Origin of the sequence: Photobacterium phosphoreum (assembly GCF_002954725.1) — a bacterium.
In the GTDB taxonomy this organism is placed as follows: domain Bacteria; phylum Pseudomonadota; class Gammaproteobacteria; order Enterobacterales; family Vibrionaceae; genus Photobacterium; species Photobacterium phosphoreum.
In genome coordinates, this window is sequence record NZ_MSCQ01000001.1 from 65,091 (window position 1) to 83,129 (window position 18,039).

Here is an 18,039-nt window from a genome sequence, read left to right on the forward strand (position 1 = left end):
GTTAATCATCTGTTTATTTATTGTTGCTTGGTTGTTTTATCTTTTTTATAAGTATGGTTTTTTTGATTTATATTGGTTCTTTATTCTTTTTTTTACTATCTAATTGGTTGTTAGTTTCAGTTTTACAGCTTGTTAACTGGATTATATGGTGTTTTTAGCTGGTCTATTGCTAAGGTTACTCTTTTTGGTCATTATGCTATAAGGCGCGACAATCATAGCAATATATAGTACGTGCTACTTATTATAAAAAATGCAGACACAATATATAACCCATTAGCGAGTGGAAGGTGCAGTTTGAAAAAGACACTCAAAGTAACAGATATTATCGCGCTAGGCTTTATGACCTTTGCGTTCTTTCTTGGTGCAGGAAACATCATTTTTCCACCGTTAGCAGGACAGCTGGCAGGTGAGAATATGTTATCTGCAATGTCAGGCTTTTTGGTTACCGCGGTCGGTTTACCTTTAATTGGTATTATTGCCGTTGCGATTGCTGGTGGTGGTTGGACTGGGTTAACCCGTGATTTACCCTCAAAAGTAGCGACCTTAATGGCGGTATTGATTTTTATCATTATTGGCCCAGCGTTCGCTGCTCCTCGTACCGGTCTTGTTGCCTATGAAATGGCGATTAAACCGTTTATTACTGATGCTAGTCAAACCAGCTTAACTATTTTTTCTATTCTCTTTTTTGCTGTAGCGCTGTTTTTTGCTTGGTCTCGTGGCAAATTGATCGACATGATTGGTAAGTTCTTAACCCCAGCGTTATTTGTGGTGTTAACCGTGTTGGCGATTGCAGTCTTTATTAATCCACAAGGAACAATTGTTGCGGCTCAAGGTGATTATATCACACAAGCCTTCACGACAGGTTTCCTTGAAGGTTATAACACCATGGATACCTTCGCAGCATTGATGTTTGGGATGCTCATTGTTGATGTGATCCGCAGTAAAGGTATTACGGATGAGAAAACGACTTGTACGTATCTTATTTACGCGGGTTTAATTGCTGCGGCAGGCTTAGCGTTTGTTTATGTTTCATTATTTTATCTTGGCGCAACCAGTGTAGGTATTGCTGGTGGTGTGGGTAATGGCGGTGTAATTTTAACGACGTATGTAATGGCGTTATTTGGGCCGACTGGACAAATTATTTTATCCACAATTGTATTACTTGCATGTTTAACAACGGCAATAGGTTTAATTAGTGCCTGTGCTGATTACTTCAGTACGTTAACACCACTGTCTTATAAAAAGTGGGCAGTAGTATTAGCCATCGTGTGTGCGGTAGTCGCTAATGTTGGTTTAAATATGCTGATTACATTATCGATACCAGTCTTATTTGCCTTGTATCCCGTGGCGATTGCATTAGTGGCATTGACCTTAATTCGTAAATGGTTGCCTAATCCACGTTTAGCGTATCGAGTGGTATTATTGGTCTCATTTGTGTTCAGTATGATTGATGTTGCTAAATATCTAAAGTTTGATATGTCAGTCTTTAGCATATTACCATTATTTAATTATGGTATGGCGTGGGTGCTACCAACCGTGTTGGCATTAGTAGTGACGCGCTTTATTGGTGGTAAGTACCATAATGACGGTAATAATACCATTGTAGTGTAATGATACTGTTGTTTATAAAAGTAAAAAGGGATGCCTAGTGGTATCCCTTTTTCATATTCGCTGGATGATACTTTAAAAGTTATAGTAGTTGAGCGTATTCAAGCATGATTTGTTCACACCACTGTGTAATTCGCGCATCACTTAAGTCATATTGGCTGTCTTCATCTAACGCGAGGCCAACAAAAAATTGTTCGTCAGTAGTGAGTGCTTTTGATGCTTGAAATTGATAGCTGTCATCATTAGGCCAATAACCGATAAACTGCACCCCTGTTGGACACAGTTGATCGTGTAACATGCCCATCGCATCTAAAAACCATTCGGTATAACCTTCTTGATCACCAAGCCCAAACAGTGCCACGGTTTTTTGTTGCAACTGTAAACCATCGAGTTGCTGCCATACCGCTTCCCAATCTTCTTGGATCTCGCCAAAATCCCAGGTTGAAATGCCTAAAATTAACATGTCATATTGGTTCATTTCAGCTAATGGCGTGTGTTTAATATTGTGTAATTCAATGATGTCAGCCCCAAGGCAGTCACGAATTTTTTCTGCCGCCATTTCGGTATAGCAGGTGGTTGAGCCATAAAACAAACCAATTTTCATGTTGTACATCCTGTGTGTTTATTTTTAGTCAAAGTGTACTCGCTATTGATTATTAAGCTCAAGCTTAGCGTGAGATTGAAAGTGATAATATTAAGCTTAATAAATAGATAACGAGGTTACTTTTAAGATTAAATATCCTATTATGCGCTGATTACTGTGTTTTTATCCATGTATTTAAACCGCCTTATGACACAGCTTATAACGAGGTAAAAATGGTAACTGACGATGTTATTATTGAACGCTTTCTAGATGCGATCTGGATGGAACGAGGGTTATCAGAAAATACTCTTGCTTCTTATCGCAATGATTTAAAAAAATTACAAAAATGGATGCAGCAGCAAAATATTGCCATTTCTCAGGCCTCTGTTGATGATTTACAACGTTATCAATTATGGCTATTTGATCAAAATTATAAGCAAACTTCGCGTGCTCGAATGGTATCGGCGATTCGACGTTTATTTCAATATTTGTACCGCGAGAAAGTACGAATAGATGATCCGAGCGCGATGCTAGTTACCCCTAAATTACCCAAACGATTACCTAAAGATCTTACCGAAGCCCAGGTCGATGCGTTACTCGATGCGCCGGATGTTAATGATCCGCTCCAATTACGCGATAAAGCGATGTTGGAATTATTATACGCCACTGGTTTACGTGTGACTGAACTGGTGACCTTAACCATGGATAAAGTCAGCCTACGCCAAGGTGTGGTCAGAGTAACAGGTAAAGGTGACAAAGAACGCCTAGTACCGATGGGCGAAAATGCAGTGGATTGGATTGAACAATTTATTGACAGTGGCCGAGCGGTGTTATTAGGTGAGAAAAGTTCGGATGTGTTGTTTCCAAGTCGACGTGCAAGGCAAATGACCCGCCAAACATTCTGGCATCGAATTAAGTATTATGCGGTATTAGCCGGCATTGATGCTGATACGTTATCCCCCCATGTTATGCGGCATGCTTTTGCGACCCATTTGCTTAATTATGGTGCTGATTTGCGAGTGGTACAAATGTTGCTTGGTCATAGTGATCTCTCTACGACCCAAATTTATACCCATGTCGCCACAGAAAGATTGAAACAATTGCACCAAAATCATCATCCTCGTGCATAATTATGAGATGTTGTTAGCTAAAATTAGCGATAATATTTGTATTTAGGGATACTTCATTTATGCTGCGCAGATAAAAATAGTAGCGTAATTGAAACTATATAAAAGAGGTTTCGGTCTGTTGTTATACCGAGATTGTCATTATTTTAAAAGGGATAACAAGATGCATTTTATTAGCCGCACAGTACTCGCCACGACTGTTGCACTTACTGCTTTTTCCGCGGTAGCAAAGCCCGATGTAACGGCTATCACCAAGCAACTATCAAACATTGGTTTAACACCAAGTTCAATTACAGCGTCGCCAATAGCGGGTGTAAATGAAGTTGTGACAGAACGTGGTGTTATTTATACCTCTGATAATGGTCAATATTTTTTAGCGGGCCATCTATACCAAAATACAGGTGCTGAGCCTATCAATTTAACTGAGCAAAAAATGGCACAGTTAAATAAAGCGAAATTAGCCGGTATGGATAAAGACATGATTGTTTATCCGGCTAAAAATGAAAAATACGTTGTGACTGTATTTACCGATACCAGCTGTGGTTATTGCCGTAAATTACACAATGAAATGCAAGGTTATAACGATGCCGGTATTACTGTACGTTATTTAGCCTTCCCTCGTGGTGGTAAGAGTTCAAGTAACTTTAATCAAATGAGCGCAATTTGGGGTGCTAAAGATCGCGTTAAAGCGATGCATGATGCGAAAAGTGGTACTTTTGATGAAGCAAATATTACCCCTCGCCCTGATTTAGTGATGCAGCAATATCAACTCGGTGTTGAGATGGGTGTTAATGGTACGCCAGCTATCGTGCTTGCCGATGGCACAATGATCCCTGGTTACCAACCGCCAGCGGCGTTATTACAGTTATTGGATAGCAAAGCGAAGAGCTAATCTCGACCATTTAGTGACTGTTCATTATATATAAAAGCCTGATAGTGATATCAGGCTTTTTTGTTAGTAGTGATTTGGTTAAGATGAAAAGATAATCATTCCATTAAAGAAGCCGTTATTATGATAGAAATCAAGCGTCGTCCTGTTGCCGATCCTCAAGGCTTCTCTAGTGCTATTCCCGCTATTTTACAACGTATCTATGCCAGCCGCGGCATCACCAATGATGCAGAACTTGAGCGCGGTGCTAAAGGATTACTTAATTATAATCAACTCTATGGCATGGCTGATGCGGTGGCGTTATTAGTTACCGCACTCGCTAATAATACGCGGATTATTATTGTCGGTGATTTTGATGCTGATGGCGCAACCAGTTCCGCCTTATCGGTACTTGCATTGAAAATGTTGGGTTGTCGTAATGTCGATTATTTAGTCCCCAATCGGTTTGATGATGGCTATGGTCTAAGCCCAGAAGTGGCGCAACAAGCGATTGATCGTGGTGCTGAATTAATCATGACGGTGGATAATGGCGTGTCATCGATTACTGGTGTTGCAGCCGCAAAAGCGCAAGGGGTACAGGTACTGGTTACTGATCATCATCTACCAGGGGATTGTTTACCTGCTGCCGATGCAATGGTCAATCCCAACCTTGATCAATGTGGTTTTCCATCAAAGGCCTTATGTGGTGTCGGTGTCGCATTTTATTTAATGTTGGCTCTGCGGGCAGAACTGCGAAATAACGGTTGGTTTGAACAGCAAGCATTGGCTGTGCCTAACCTTGCAGAACTACTTGATTTAGTGGCGCTTGGTACTGTTGCTGACGTGGTCGCTTTAGACGGTAATAATCGCATTCTCGTCCATCAAGGATTACAGCGTATTCGTGCTGGAAAATGTCGCCCGGGTATTCAAGCATTAATTGAAGTGGCTAATCGTGATCCTGCGCGATTGATCGCGAGTGATCTTGGGTTTGCATTGGGGCCTCGTATTAATGCTGCTGGGCGATTAGACGATATGTCGTTTGGGGTAGAATTGTTGTTGTGTGACAATATTCAAGCGGCGCGTCGAATGGCATCAGAGCTTGATGCGCTCAATCAAACCCGCAAAGAAATAGAACAAGGAATGAAAGAAGAAGGCCTTGCTATTTGTGAGCGGTTGCAGTTTAACCACCAAGATATGCCTTATGGGTTAGTGCTGTTTCAACGCGATTGGCATCAAGGTGTTATCGGTATTTTAGCCTCACGGATCAAAGATAAATATCATCGTCCGGTGATTGCTTTTGCTGATGCGGGTAATGGTGAAATAAAAGGTTCGTGTCGTTCTATCGCGGGATTACATATGCGGGATGTGTTGGATGTGGTTGATACCCAACATCCTGGAATGATTTTAAAATTTGGTGGCCATGCGATGGCGGCTGGACTGACGATCCCTGAGTCTCAACTGGAAGCCTTTAGTGTTGCCTTTGATGCTGCGGTACGTAATGTATTAGACGAAGATGCATTACAAGGCATCTTGCTCAGTGATGGTGAATTACTGCCGCATGAACTGACATTAGAAACGGCGGAAACACTACGCGCAGGTGGGCCGTGGGGACAACAATTTCCTGAACCGACCTTTGATGGCACGTTTCGATTATTGCACCAAAAGTTGGTGGCAGGAAAACACCTAAAAATAATGGTTGAACCATTAGCTGGTGGTAGTGTTATTGATGCAATTGCGTTTAATGTTGATCTAAAACTCTGGCCTGATGCCTCAGTACAGCAAATTGAATTGGTGTATCGCCTCGATGTGAATGAATTTCGAGGCAATCGCAGTGTACAGTTAATGGTTGAGCATTTAGTCGCAAAATAACCATAGTCTGATAAGTCAGCGATTAATGGTGAGGATCTTGGCGTTGACAGCCTAGATTGTCACCATATTTTGATTAATTTTCTGATAACCTTTCTCTCCCTCTGTATATTCTATCTACAATTCGATAGAATCTTGCGGTTATATCTATTTCGGTAATGAAGCGTGGCGATGTTCGAAATTAATCCTATTAAAAACCGACTTGAGGATGTGTCAGCACGTACTGACATCCTTAGGGGGTACCTTTGACTATGATGCTAAAAAAGAGCGTCTAGAAGAGGTCAATGCAGAGTTAGAGCAACCAGATGTATGGAGCGAACCTGAGCGCGCACAAGCGTTAGGTAAAGAACGTGCAGCATTGGAAGCGGTAGTTGAAACCATTGACCTATTAGACCAAGGCGTTGAAGATGTCGCTGGCCTACTTGAGTTAGCGGTTGAAGAAGACGATCAAGAAACCTTTGATGAGATTGAACCTGAGTTAGCTGAGCTTGAAGCTAAGTTAGCTAAGTTAGAATTTCGTCGTATGTTTGCTGGTGATCATGATAGTTCTGATTGCTATCTTGATCTTCAAGCGGGTTCTGGTGGTACTGAAGCGCAAGATTGGACATCAATGATGCTCCGCATGTATTTGCGTTGGGCTGATGCCAAAGGCTTTAAGAGCGAGATCATTGAAATCTCTGCTGGCGATGTAGCAGGTCTTAAATCTGTTACCGTACGCATTAGCGGTGAGTATGCTTATGGTTGGTTACGTACTGAAACAGGTGTTCACCGTTTAGTGCGCAAATCACCGTTTGACTCAGGCGGCCGTCGTCATACTTCGTTCGGATCAGCATTTGTGTATCCAGAAATTGATGACAATATCGTTATTGATATCAATCCTTCTGATTTACGTATTGACGTATACCGCGCATCAGGTGCGGGTGGTCAACACGTAAACACCACTGAATCTGCGGTACGTATTACACACTTACCAACAAACCTTGTTGTACAGTGTCAGAACGATCGTTCTCAGCATAAGAACAAAGATCAAGCAATGAAGCAGTTAAAAGCAAAATTGTTTGAATATGAAATGCAAAAACAAAATGCTGAAAAGCAAGCCAGTGAAGATACCAAATCAGACATTGGTTGGGGCAGTCAAATCCGTTCTTATGTATTGGATGACTCCCGTATAAAAGATTTACGTACTGGGGTGGAAAACAGAAACACCCAAGCAGTATTGGACGGTGATTTAGACCGTTTTATTGAAGCTAGCTTGAAATCAGGTCTTTAACCGAATTTCAGTAAAATTTTAAGGGATACCCCATGACTGACCAAGTACAAGATGAAAATAAACTGATTGCTGAGCGTCGTGCTAAATTAGACATGATCCGCAAAAATTGCAAAGCAAATGGCCATCCAAATGATTTTCGTCGTGATAGTTTAGCGGCTGATCTACAAGCAAAACACGGTGAGATGACCAAGGAAGAGCTTGAACAAGCTGGTCATATCTATGCCATCGCTGGCCGTGTTATGGCGAAGCGTGGTCCTTTCCTTGCAATCCAAGATGTGTCTGGCCGTATTCAGGCTTATGCATCTAAAGATGTTCAGAAAGAGCTAAAAGAAAAATATTCTGGTCTTGATATCGGTGACATCATCGGTGTTAAAGGAACGCTGCACAAATCGGGTAAAGGTGATCTTTACATCGAGATGGATAACTACGAGTTGCTAACAAAAGCACTGCGTCCATTACCAGAAAAATTCCATGGTTTAACTGACCAAGAAATGCGTTACCGCCAGCGTTATGTTGATCTGATTGTGAATGACGATTCTCGTCGTGCATTTATTATTCGTTCAAAAGTGGTTTCAGCGATCCGTAATTTCATGGTAACAAAAAACTTCATGGAAGTTGAAACACCAATGATGCACGTGATCCCTGGTGGTGCAACAGCCCGTCCATTTATCACGCACCATAATGCGCTAGATATCGACATGTACTTACGTGTTGCACCTGAGCTTTATCTTAAGCGTCTAGTGGTTGGTGGTTTTGAGCGTGTGTTCGAAATTAACCGTAACTTCCGTAATGAAGGTCTATCTCCACGTCATAATCCAGAATTCACGATGATGGAATTCTACATGGCGTATGCTGATTACCATGATCTGATGGATCTTACAGAAGAAATGCTAAGCAGCGTTGCGATTGATGTTCTAGGCTCTTCAAAAATGCCTTATGGCGAGTTTGAAGTTGAATTTGCAGGTCCGTACGCACGTATCAGCATGTTAGATGCGATCAAGCAATACAACCCTGAGCATGCAGAAATTCAAGCATTAACTTACGAAGGCGTTGCTGATCGTGAGCTAATGGTTAAGATTGCAAAATCAGTACACGTCGATGTTGAAAGCTTCTGGACATGTGGTCAACTATTAGAAGAGATCTTTGGCGAAACCGCTGAACCTCAACTAATGCAACCAACATTCATTACTGAATACCCAGCAGATATCTCACCTCTTGCTCGTCGTAACGATGAAAATCCATTCATTACCGATCGTTTTGAATTCTTCATCGGTGGCCGTGAAGTAGCAAATGGTTTCTCTGAGCTGAACGATGCACAAGATCAAGACCAGCGCTTTAAAGCACAGGTTAACGCTAAAGATGCGGGTGATGATGAAGCAATGTACTACGACGCAGATTACATTACTGCGCTAGAGCATGGCTTACCACCAACAGCGGGTCAAGGTATTGGTATTGACCGTTTAGTGATGTTATTTACTAACACACATACTATTCGTGATGTTATTTTGTTCCCGGCAATGCGCCCACAAACAAATAACTAATCGAATTGTGATTAAAAAACCATCGCTGAGGCGGTGGTTTTTTTTGTCTAAAAAAAAGAGTCAAAAAAGTGACAAATAGAGGATTACTCGATAGTAATATAAGTGACATCAGTAATTTATATTAGCTTAACCATATTATACTAAACAAGTTGCATTTGTTCGTATATCATTCGTAAAGCAGTTGTTCAATGTTACAAGAGATAATTGCTTTATTAATGGAGGGATAAATGACAATCGGGACAGTAAAAAAACCTAAGGCAGCTATTTTGAATACCTTAGTTGTTTTTGGCGGCAATAATCAAAAATGGTTGCCAGTAATGGAGACTGCGGGTTGGCTATGTCATCGTTGTTATGATTTACGCACAGCAGAAACCTTATTGTTAGAAATAGGTCCTTGCATTGGTGTCGTCGATCTTAGCCATGATGATTTTAGTATTCATAGTTTTTCAGCGATGGTAAATCGTAATAAACAAGTACGGTGGATTGCGATTGTACGTGATGATCAACTGAACAATGAAGCCATTGGTCAATTTATCGTTAATTTTTGTCTCGATTATTTTTCTGTACCCATTCCTCCAGAGCGATTATTGCAAACTATCGGTCATCAAATCGGGATGTTGAATTTAGAACGTCAAGTATGGCCTCAATTGGGTAATTTGGGACAACAAGGTTTACAGGGATCGACCGCAGTGATGAAAAAACTGCGCGATCAAGTAAAGCGTATCGCGTTAAGCGATGTATCGGTGGTCATCAGTGGTGAAATAGGGACAGGAAAAATATTAGTCGCGGATGCTATTTTTAAAGCGTCAGCACGTGCTAAGCAACAGGTGATACGGATTAATTGTGAAACCATGACCGCAGATTGGCTGACTGAAACCAGCCATGGTACTGAGTCGGTATTTGCTGCGGCGAATAATGGTGTATTGATCCTTGAAGAATTTACTGCCTTAAGTGATGATTGTCAGCAAGCGTTATACCAAGTGTTAGCGGATGGCAGTTATTATGATACCAATGGTTGTGTGATTACCGTTGATATTCGTGTTATTTCAATCACTCATCATTCTCTTGAGCATTTAGTCTCTTTAACGACGCTTCGCCGAGAGCTATATTTTCGGTTAAATGTGGTATCACTAACGGTGCCGACATTACGTGAACGTAGTGATGATATTATTTTTTTGGCGGAGTTTTTATTATTAAAATATGCCCGTCAGTATAATAGTGTTGCCAAATATTTATCGGAACAAGCCCAAGCAATGTTATTACAATATCCGTGGCCGGGTAATGTGCGCGAGCTTATTTGCCAAATGAAACGGGCAGTATTGTTAGCGGAGAATAAATGTATTGAAGCTGAGCAATTGGATATTCCACGCTTAGTTGACGATAAGTTAAGTTTGAAAAAAGTACGAGAAGAATCTGAACGTAACGCGTTATTAACTGTATTAGAAAATAATAAAGGTCAAATTTCTGCGGCCGCGCGCGAGTTAGGGGTTTCAAGAGCAACCATGTACCGCTTGCTCAATAAACATGAGTTAATTCCGCCACCACGTTGTTTTCGTCAAGGCCATGCGTAAAGCGGGTTAAATAAAGTACCGTTGCAGTAATTGCACTGTAAATTGTTTTTTTAAATAAAAACCACGGGGCAGGGTTTTTATTGGTTGGCCATTAGCGCCATAAGCTTCTGTTAGTGCTTTACTGTTAGCGGCTTTGGGGCGTAATTGCAGTACCTCACCATGGCGAGCGGTAATAGTTTCTACTTGGCCTAATACAATCAGGTCCATTAATTCTTCCCAATCTTGCTGTAATTGTGCCTCTTCTTCGGCACTAGGACTCCATAGTAACGCTGAGCCAACATGGCGATCTTCAAGTGGAATATCACGTTCTCCTTCAACGGGGACCCATAATACTCGCGCTAGTTTGTGCCGAATATGGCTGTTATGCCATTGCAAACCTTGAACCCCAATTAAAGGTGCCACACAGACAAACGTGGTTTCTAACGGTGTACCTTGGTAGCTAATAGGGATCGTTTTAAGCTCAATGCCGAGTTCCATAAAATCAGGGACGGGTTTGCTGCCAGCAGTAGCACCTAAATGCCATTCTAATAATTGTCCAACCCAACCTTTATCACGTTTAAGATCGGGAGGGGGAATGATGCCAGCTACAGCGGCTAATTCACCCAGCGTCATGCCGGCTAATTGTTGGGCTCGATGAAGTAATTCAGCTTCTGTTTTTGGTGGTGATTGCATCGGTTGTTAGCTCATAAAGTATTGTGATAAGGCGAAGGTTAGAAATTTGATTGGCTGATAATACTATCATATCAGCGATAACAGTATGAGAAGATCACGGTTGATCGTTATCAGTAAGCAATGATTCATTGTGATCATCTGGTGTTGCGACAATGGCATTATAGATACTGATAGCTTAATTATAAGTAACTTGTAGTGGTTATTTAAGGCTAAGATCAAAATAAAAAGATATCCACAGCTTTTTTTTTGAAAATATTTTTTTTCACCTTAACTGAGTATCTATACAGTATGGTGGTGACATAGTAATCATTATGGTTGGGTTTTATTCGTTGTGGTGACGGGGTATTTATAGGTAATGTCGTTATTGGTTGATCTTTGACCGATCGTTTTTTCGTGGTGTGAAAGTCGGCTTTATTTTTATTTATTATGACTTTTATTTTTAGTTATAGTTATGTTTATAAAGGTTAATTTTTGTTTTTTTAAATTTTTAAATGGGTAGTTATAAAATATTAATAGTCACTTATATATGCTTTTTTTAGGTTTCTACACAAATCTATCCACAGAAAGAGTGAATAAATGTGGGGCGTGTCTCACTTGGCTGTTGGTAAAGTCATCATTATGCAAAGTTATCCAGAATAACGTTTACATTGAGTAAAACTGATCAATATTGATGAATGTTTGTTTACCGATCCCGTCTACTATGAAAAAATCACTATTAATAGATATTTATACTTGAGGTCGTCCAGTGATTGATGGCGATGGATACCGCCCTAATGTAGGGATCGTTATCTGCAATGGCCATGGCCAGGTATTTTGGGCTCGACGATATGGACAACATTCTTGGCAATTTCCGCAAGGTGGCATTGATGAAGGTGAGACCCCTGAACAAGCCATGTACCGTGAATTGTATGAAGAAGTAGGATTAACCAAAAAAGATGTCAGGATTATTGCGTCAAGCCGTCATTGGTTACGTTATAAATTACCTAAACGTCTTGTACGGTGGGATTCAAAACCTGTTTGTATCGGTCAAAAGCAAAAATGGTTTTTGCTGAGTTTGGAATGCGATGAGTCCAAGGTCAATATGCAGCGTGGTGCTACACCAGAATTTGATGGTTGGCGTTGGGTAAGTTATTGGTACCCAGTAAGGCAAGTTGTTTCTTTTAAGCGAGATGTATATCGCCGAGCTTTAAAAGAGTTTGCTGCTGTCGCAATGCCATTTAAAGAATGGAAAGAACGTAAATTTAAGCGCATTAAGAACAAGCGCAACTAGCAAGTAGAGGTTATTGGCTCACAGGGAACAATTAAAGGCTCGTTATGCTGACACAGCTAAGAGAAATTGTTGACAAGGTTGTCAGCGCCCACACATTGATTGATGCATTGGATCAATTAGTTTCAAACACGACTCAGGTAATGAAGACTGATTGTTGTTCAGTCTACATTGCTGATCATCAGCGTCAGGTTTATACCTTGATGGCGACGCAGGGGCTCAATAAATCTCGGCGGCGTATTAGTTTACGCTTTGATCAAGGGTTGGTGGGATTGGTGGGTCAACGCGCTGAGCCATTAAATATTGCTGATGCTCGCTTACATCCTCGTTTTAAACACCTACCAGGGATCGGAGAGGAATCTTTTCGATCCTTTTTTGGTACTCCGATTATACATCAGCGCCAAGTGCTCGGCGTTATTGTGGTTCAGCAGCGTGAGCAACGTGAATTTACTGAGAGTGAAGAATCTTTTTTAGTCACGCTTGCGGCCCAGTTAGCGGGTATTTTAGCGCACGCTAAAGCGCAAGGAATGTGGTTTGAAAAGGGTAATCGACTCCATTTAACGGGATCGGCTGCATCAAGTGGGGTCGCGGTTGCGAAAGCGTGGTGGGATGACACCCAACCATTATTAGAGCAGGTTGCTCCTGCATCATGTTTAGATTCTCATGCAGAACAAGAGCGATTAACGATTGCGATTGATTCTGCAGGCAAAGAATTTCGCCGTTTACGTAAGCGTTTTGATAGCGACTTACAACAAGAAACCCTCGCTATTTTTGATCTCTTTAGCCATTTACTTAACGATCCGTTATTAAGAAAAGATCTTAAAGCGCGCATTGATAGTGGCGATCAAGCTGAGTGGGCGGTTAGGCAAGTGGTTGAGGCGTATTCTAATCGTTTTGACAATATGAAAGATCAGTACCTTAAAGAGCGTGCACGTGATATTCGTGAGCTTGGACAACGGTTATTGTATTTTTTATGTGATGACAAGCCTAATGAGCAGCAGTGGGACGAGCCCATTGTGCTGCTAACGCGAGAATTAACCGCTGCGATGCTAGCAACGGTGCCGGTAGGGAAGTTGGCCGCAGTCGTTGCCCAAGATGGCGCAGCGAATTCACATGCTGCTATTTTATCGCGCGCCTTAGGTATTCCTGCCATCATGGGAGTCGATTTTACCCCGCACACGGTTCATAACAATATTGTGGTCGTTGATGGTTATCGTGGTGACTTTTTAGTGAACCCTAACCGACATGTATTGGCTGAATATCGGCGTTTATTACGTGAAGATGATGAGCTTGAAAAAATTGTTGAAGGTGATCAACAACAACACGCAGTGACCAAAGATCAACAACGAATTATGGTGCATATTAATGCTGGATTAAGTGCGGATTCTCATCTCGCTGTTAATAAAGGCATTGATGGTGTTGGTTTATATCGCACTGAAGTTCCTTTTTTGCTCCAACGCAGTTTTCCTTCCGAAGAAGATCAAATTAACCAATATCGTACTATTTTACACACTTACCCCCATCAACCGGTGGTAATGCGAACGTTAGATATTGGTGGTGATAAACCGTTACCTTACCTATCTATTGAAGAAGATAACCCTTTTCTGGGCTGGCGTGGGATTCGGTTTACACTCGATCACCCTGAAATATTCATGATCCAAGTACGCGCAATGTTACGGGCCAGTATTGGCTTAAATAACATGGATATTTTATTGCCGATGATTTCGGGGATTAATGAACTCGATGATGCTAAAGCCATTATTGAACGTGCGTATGCCGATGTCGCTCAAACAGCATTAGCCGCAGGGAAACAACTGCATAAGCCGCGAATTGGGGTCATGATCGAAGTACCGTCGATGTTATATCAACTCCATGCGTTAGTCGGTCGGGTTGATTTTATATCGGTCGGGAGTAATGATTTAACTCAATATTTATTGGCCGTCGATCGTAATAATGCTCGCGTTGCCAGTGTGTATGATGCTCTCCATCCTGCGGTTTTACATGCGTTAAAACATATTGTTGATAGTGCTGAAAAATATCAATTGCCAGTGTGTGTCTGCGGTGAGTTGGCAGGAGATCCTGTAGGGGCATTGTTGTTAGTTGGGATGGGCTATCGCTCGTTGAGTATGAATGCGCGTAATGTCGCCAAGATTAAATATATTTTACGGCATATTAATGGTGCAGATATGACATTATTAGCGACTCAAGCACTGCAAGTTGATGTCGCCGCTGATGTACGTAAACTAACGACAGCATTTATTGAGCAGCATCAACTGGGCGGCTTTATTCGGGCGGGTAATAAATAATGATAGTGTATGTTGGAAAAATTAATGGGTAGTGAATATGCATGAAAGCATGATGTGGCTTTTTTCGATGTGCTTAATTTTAGGCTCAGTGGTGGGGTTATTAGCCGGGTTACTTGGGATTGGTGGTGGTTTATTGGTGGTGCCAGCATTGGTGTGGTTGCTACCGCAAGCGGGTATCGCACCCTCAATGTTAATGCATATTGCGTTAGCAACGTCGCTAGCCAGTATTGTTATGACCTCAATGGCTTCTGCTCGCAATCACTTTAGATTGGGAAATGTTGATTTTTCAGTGGTTAAAGTGTTGGCACCGGGGATCATTGTCGGTGGGCTTAGTGGGAGTGTGGTGGCTGAATTAGTACCAGCGCAATATCTACCAAAAGTGTTTGCGGTAATTGTGTTGTTATTAGCATTACAAATGATGTTATCGCTACGAGTAACACATGCTCGGCCATTACCGAGTGCACTGGCATCGGCTGCTGGTGGTTGTGTGATCGGATTATTATCGAGTTTAGCGGGGATTGGTGGCGGTTCATTAACGGTGCCATATTTGAGTTATTTTGGGGTTGAAATGCGTCGTGCTATTGGCTCGGCATCGTTAGTTGGTTTTCTTATTGCCGTCTCAGGTATGATTGGGTTTATTTTTGCTGGCGTCGGCAGTGCTGATTTACCCGCTTACAGTGTCGGTTATGTCTATTTACCTGCATTAGTGGGTATTGCTGCAACCTCAATGATCACTACTCGCTATGGCGCGGCATTGGTAACACGTTTACCCACTGCAACCCTTAAAAAAATGTTTGCCATACTGCTCTTTATCATCAGCATCAAGATGTTTTTAAGTTAGTAAAAATTGTGAGTGAGCAATAATTATAACGATATATTCTGATAGAATTAAAAGTAACGACTTTAGACGCCTAGCTTTTGCTGGGCGTCATTAATTTAACGGGTAGGACGATGAAACAGTACTTAGCGTTATGTCAGCGAATTGTTGATGATGGTGTATGGATTGAAAATGAGCGTACAGGGAAACGTTGTCTAACGGTTATCAATGCCGATTTAACCTATGATGTTGCTAATAATCAATTTCCATTGATCACTACTCGAAAAAGCTTTTGGAAAGCAGCGATTGCTGAATTACTGGGTTATCTGCGCGGCTATGATAATGCGGCTCAATTTCGTGCGATTGGTTGTAATACCTGGAACGCCAATGCTAATGATAACCAAGCATGGCTCGATAATCCGCACCGCAAAGGTGAAGATGATATGGGGCGCGTCTATGGGGTTCAAGGTCGTCGCTGGCAAAAAGCCGATGGGACTGTTATCGATCAACTAAAGAAGATTGTTGATGACTTAACCAAAGGGATTGATGATCGTGGTGAAATTCTGACGTTTTATAATCCAGGTGAGTTTGATATGGGTTGTTTGCGTCCATGTATGCACACTCATACGTTTTCATTACTAGGGGATACTTTGTATCTCACCAGTGCTCAACGTTCTTGTGATGTGCCGCTAGGGCTTAATTTCAACCAAGTTCAAGTGTTTACGTTACTTGCGTTAATGGCTCAAATTACGGGTAACAAACCGGGTCAGGCTTACCATAAAATCATTAATGCCCATATTTATGAAGATCAATTGCCATTAATGCGTGATGAGCAATTAACGCGCACGCCATTTGCATCGCCACAATTAATTATTAACCCTAAGATCACTTCGTTAGAAGATTTAGAAACATGGGTAACCTTAGATGATTTTGAGGTGGTGGGTTATGAGCATCATGCGCCAATTCAATATCCATTTTCAGTATAACAATACGATTATCTAGCTCGATGACCATAATTTATTGATGGTAAATTAGAGATAACAAAAAGCCCCGCACAATTGCTTGTACGGGGCTTTTTATTTAATTGTGCTATTTACTCAGCGTAACGATTAAGCAGTAAACGCTAGGATTGAACCTGGGATAGCAATGAATACTAGGCCAAGGTAACCCGCAACAGCGGCTTTGTTCTTCGTTGCTAAATCGCTAAGGAAGAACGCGCACTTAAGTGGAATTTCACGTAAGAACGGTACACCGTAAATCAATACTGTCGCTAACACGTTAAAGCAGAAGTGTACCAGTGCAATCTGGAGTGCAAATACTGAATGATCACCTGATACTGCGGTTGCAGCCAGTAGTGCAGTGATACAAGTACCGATGTTTGCACCAAGGGTGAACGGATACACTTCACGCACTGTTAATACACCTGTACCTACTAGCGGTACCATCAAACTTGTTGTTGTTGATGATGACTGTACAAGAACTGTTACCGCTGTACCTGAAGCAATGCCATGTAATGGACCGCGACCAATAGCGTTCTTTAGAATATCACGCGCACGACCCACCATTAGGCCTCGCATTAGACGACCCATTAGCGTGATAGAGACAAAAATCAACGCAATACCTAGGATGATTAGACCAAAACCACCGCTTTGACCAAATGCTTCTAGTGGACCTTTTACTAAATCAACCGCTGGTTGCGTTAACGGCTTCATGAAATCCATGCCGTTCATGCTCATATCGCCCGCTTTTAAGAACGGCGAGACTAACCAACCTGATAACTTATCAAGTACACCAAACATCATTTCCAATGGTAGGAAAATGGCAACAGCTAATAAGTTAAAGAAATCGTGTACCGTAGCACTTGCAAATGCGCGACGGAATTCTTCTTTACAACGAGCATGACCTAAACTAACTAACGTATTTGTTAATGTGGTACCGATATTGGCACCCATTACCATTGGAATCGCCGTTTCTACAGGTAAACCACCGGCTACCAAACCAACAATAATTGAAGTTACAGTACTTGATGATTGAATAAGTGCTGTGGCAATTAAACCAATCATTAAGCCTGCAACAGGGTGAGAGGCAAATTCAAATAATGTTTTTGCTTGCTCGCCTACAGACCATTTAAAACCGCCGCTGACCATAGATACAGCAACGAGTAACAAATATAGCATGAACGCTAGGTTGGCCCAGCGGACCCAACGCATAGAGCTGAACTTAGATGCAGCAGTAGTGGCTTGGGTAGTCATAATCATTTCTCCATGACAGGAATATGTCGTTTAGGTGTCATTTTGTTGAAATCTGCGTGAATAGTAGTTTGGTTATATTTCAGAAATATTACACTGAGTGTCATAAATGAATATTTGTTCGAGCTTTGTCAGCGAAATGAGAGAGCAACCGATTAAATTACACAATGTCAGGTTGCACTAATACACCCTAGTAGATTGTTTCTAATTGGTTTTTAATTAAATTTGTTTTTAGATGTAAAAATTACAAAGTAATGCTCATTTAAAGTAAAATTTTGCTATTTATTTTATTTT

Annotated in this window: 14 protein-coding genes; 11 read left to right on the plus strand and 3 right to left on the minus strand. The window is 41.4% G+C overall.

Features of this window, described 5'->3' with window-relative positions:
* Window positions 1–294: 294 nt before the first annotated feature.
* The gene (gene brnQ / locus BTO21_RS00230) at window positions 295–1,611 is read left to right on the plus strand and encodes a branched-chain amino acid transport system II carrier protein (RefSeq protein WP_045027510.1); all 1,317 of its coding nucleotides are present in this window, start codon (window positions 295–297) and stop codon (window positions 1,609–1,611) included.
* A 79-nt stretch (window positions 1,612–1,690) separates the two neighbouring features.
* Here brnQ and fldB read toward each other — a convergent pair whose 3' ends face one another.
* The gene (gene fldB / locus BTO21_RS00235) at window positions 1,691–2,212 is read right to left on the minus strand and encodes a flavodoxin FldB (protein WP_045027512.1); all 522 of its coding nucleotides are present in this window, start codon (window positions 2,210–2,212) and stop codon (window positions 1,691–1,693) included.
* Window positions 2,213–2,424: 212 nt separating this feature from the next.
* On the opposite strand from fldB, the gene xerD reads away from it, so the two are divergent.
* The 6 genes from xerD to BTO21_RS00265 all read left to right on the plus strand — a co-directional run bounded on the left by xerD (window position 2,425) and on the right by BTO21_RS00265 (window position 10,434).
* Window positions 2,425–3,321, plus strand: a complete 897-nt coding sequence (gene xerD / locus BTO21_RS00240) for a site-specific tyrosine recombinase XerD (protein WP_045027513.1) — start codon at window positions 2,425–2,427, stop codon at window positions 3,319–3,321.
* Between the two features lie 160 nt (window positions 3,322–3,481).
* Entirely contained in the window at window positions 3,482–4,210 is a 729-nt protein-coding gene (gene dsbC / locus BTO21_RS00245; RefSeq protein ID WP_045027515.1) for a bifunctional protein-disulfide isomerase/oxidoreductase DsbC, read from the plus strand.
* 120 nt (window positions 4,211–4,330) lie between these two features.
* Window positions 4,331–6,055, plus strand: coding sequence for a single-stranded-DNA-specific exonuclease RecJ (gene recJ / locus BTO21_RS00250; protein ID WP_045027516.1), 1,725 nt, complete (start codon window positions 4,331–4,333; stop codon window positions 6,053–6,055).
* Between the two features lie 168 nt (window positions 6,056–6,223).
* Window positions 6,224–7,322 (plus strand): peptide chain release factor 2 gene (gene prfB, locus BTO21_RS00255; protein WP_105026648.1). Its coding sequence is split into 2 segments (ribosomal slippage): window positions 6,224–6,298 and window positions 6,300–7,322, totalling 1,098 coding nucleotides; the frame shifts between segments, so codons are not numbered across the junction.
* 32 nt (window positions 7,323–7,354) lie between these two features.
* Window positions 7,355–8,863 (plus strand): lysine--tRNA ligase, encoded by a 1,509-nt coding sequence (gene lysS, locus BTO21_RS00260; RefSeq protein ID WP_045027518.1) that lies wholly within the window; start codon window positions 7,355–7,357, stop codon window positions 8,861–8,863.
* A 227-nt stretch (window positions 8,864–9,090) separates the two neighbouring features.
* The gene (locus tag BTO21_RS00265) at window positions 9,091–10,434 is read left to right on the plus strand and encodes a sigma-54-dependent transcriptional regulator (RefSeq protein WP_202907368.1); all 1,344 of its coding nucleotides are present in this window, start codon (window positions 9,091–9,093) and stop codon (window positions 10,432–10,434) included.
* 6 nt (window positions 10,435–10,440) lie between these two features.
* On the opposite strand, the gene mutH is transcribed toward BTO21_RS00265, so the two are convergent.
* Window positions 10,441–11,106 (minus strand): DNA mismatch repair endonuclease MutH, encoded by a 666-nt coding sequence (gene mutH / locus BTO21_RS00270; protein ID WP_045027520.1) that lies wholly within the window; start codon window positions 11,104–11,106, stop codon window positions 10,441–10,443.
* A gap of 745 nt (window positions 11,107–11,851) precedes the next feature.
* Between mutH and rppH the strand changes: the two genes are divergently transcribed.
* The 4 genes from rppH to BTO21_RS00290 all read left to right on the plus strand — a co-directional run bounded on the left by rppH (window position 11,852) and on the right by BTO21_RS00290 (window position 16,482).
* A complete protein-coding gene (gene rppH / locus BTO21_RS00275) occupies window positions 11,852–12,376 on the plus strand; it encodes an RNA pyrophosphohydrolase (RefSeq protein ID WP_045027521.1) in 525 nt (174 codons plus the stop codon).
* 44 nt (window positions 12,377–12,420) lie between these two features.
* A complete protein-coding gene (gene ptsP, locus BTO21_RS00280; RefSeq protein WP_045027523.1) occupies window positions 12,421–14,679 on the plus strand; it encodes a phosphoenolpyruvate--protein phosphotransferase in 2,259 nt (752 codons plus the stop codon).
* A 37-nt stretch (window positions 14,680–14,716) separates the two neighbouring features.
* Window positions 14,717–15,520: a sulfite exporter TauE/SafE family protein gene (locus BTO21_RS00285; protein WP_045027524.1), complete on the plus strand. Its 804-nt coding sequence runs from the start codon at window positions 14,717–14,719 to the stop codon at window positions 15,518–15,520.
* 110 nt (window positions 15,521–15,630) lie between these two features.
* Complete coding sequence (locus tag BTO21_RS00290) at window positions 15,631–16,482, plus strand: thymidylate synthase (protein ID WP_045027526.1); 852 nt, start codon at window positions 15,631–15,633, stop codon at window positions 16,480–16,482.
* A 123-nt stretch (window positions 16,483–16,605) separates the two neighbouring features.
* On the opposite strand, the gene BTO21_RS00295 is transcribed toward BTO21_RS00290, so the two are convergent.
* Window positions 16,606–17,748, minus strand: a complete 1,143-nt coding sequence (locus BTO21_RS00295; protein ID WP_045027528.1) for a Na/Pi symporter — start codon at window positions 17,746–17,748, stop codon at window positions 16,606–16,608.
* Window positions 17,749–18,039: the final 291 nt, after the last annotated feature.

Excerpts from the sequence above, each read along its gene's own strand:
- ptsP (WP_045027523.1), top strand. The coding sequence starts at position 12,421 with ATGCTGACACAGCTAAGAGAAATTGTTGACAAGGTTGTCAGCGCCCAC.
- mutH (WP_045027520.1), bottom strand. The coding sequence starts at position 11,106 with ATGCAATCACCACCAAAAACAGAAGCTGAATTACTTCATCGAGCCCAA.
- xerD (WP_045027513.1), top strand. The coding sequence starts at position 2,425 with ATGGTAACTGACGATGTTATTATTGAACGCTTTCTAGATGCGATCTGG.
- lysS (WP_045027518.1), top strand. The coding sequence starts at position 7,355 with ATGACTGACCAAGTACAAGATGAAAATAAACTGATTGCTGAGCGTCGT.
- BTO21_RS00285 (WP_045027524.1), top strand. The coding sequence starts at position 14,717 with ATGCATGAAAGCATGATGTGGCTTTTTTCGATGTGCTTAATTTTAGGC.
- BTO21_RS00295 (WP_045027528.1), bottom strand. The coding sequence starts at position 17,748 with ATGACTACCCAAGCCACTACTGCTGCATCTAAGTTCAGCTCTATGCGT.
- BTO21_RS00290 (WP_045027526.1), top strand. The coding sequence starts at position 15,631 with ATGAAACAGTACTTAGCGTTATGTCAGCGAATTGTTGATGATGGTGTA.
- recJ (WP_045027516.1), top strand. The coding sequence starts at position 4,331 with ATGATAGAAATCAAGCGTCGTCCTGTTGCCGATCCTCAAGGCTTCTCT.
- BTO21_RS00265 (WP_202907368.1), top strand. The coding sequence starts at position 9,091 with ATGACAATCGGGACAGTAAAAAAACCTAAGGCAGCTATTTTGAATACC.
- fldB (WP_045027512.1), bottom strand. The coding sequence starts at position 2,212 with ATGAAAATTGGTTTGTTTTATGGCTCAACCACCTGCTATACCGAAATG.
- dsbC (WP_045027515.1), top strand. The coding sequence starts at position 3,482 with ATGCATTTTATTAGCCGCACAGTACTCGCCACGACTGTTGCACTTACT.